Source organism: Pseudoalteromonas sp. SG41-1 (assembly GCF_014164575.1).
GTDB lineage: Bacteria > Pseudomonadota > Gammaproteobacteria > Enterobacterales > Alteromonadaceae > Pseudoalteromonas > Pseudoalteromonas rhizosphaerae.
Genome location: NZ_JACJFL010000138.1, coordinates 1 through 267 on the forward strand (window position 1 = coordinate 1; position 267 = coordinate 267).

Here is a 267-nt window from a genome sequence, read left to right on the forward strand (position 1 = left end):
GCCGATTATAACCACTCTACTATTCTACGAATAAAGAATGGTGGGTCATGATGGACTTGAACCATCGACCAATGGATTAAAAGTCCACTGCTCTACCAACTGAGCTAATGACCCGCTCTGATGTGTCTAAGCACGTTGCGTAAATCCGCCGATTATAACCACTCTACTATTCTACGAATAAAGAATGGTGGGTCATGATGGACTTGAACCATCGACCAATGGATTAAAAGTCCACTGCTCTACCAACTGAGCTAATGACCCGCTCTG

General features: G+C 44.2%; 2 tRNA genes. Both read right to left on the reverse strand.

What is annotated here, in order from left to right:
• Positions 1–38 precede the first annotated feature (38 nt).
• A tRNA-Lys gene (locus H5203_RS22625) sits at positions 39–114 on the reverse strand.
• Between the two features lie 71 nt (positions 115–185).
• Positions 186–261: transfer RNA gene (locus tag H5203_RS22630), tRNA-Lys, on the reverse strand.
• Positions 262–267: the final 6 nt, after the last annotated feature.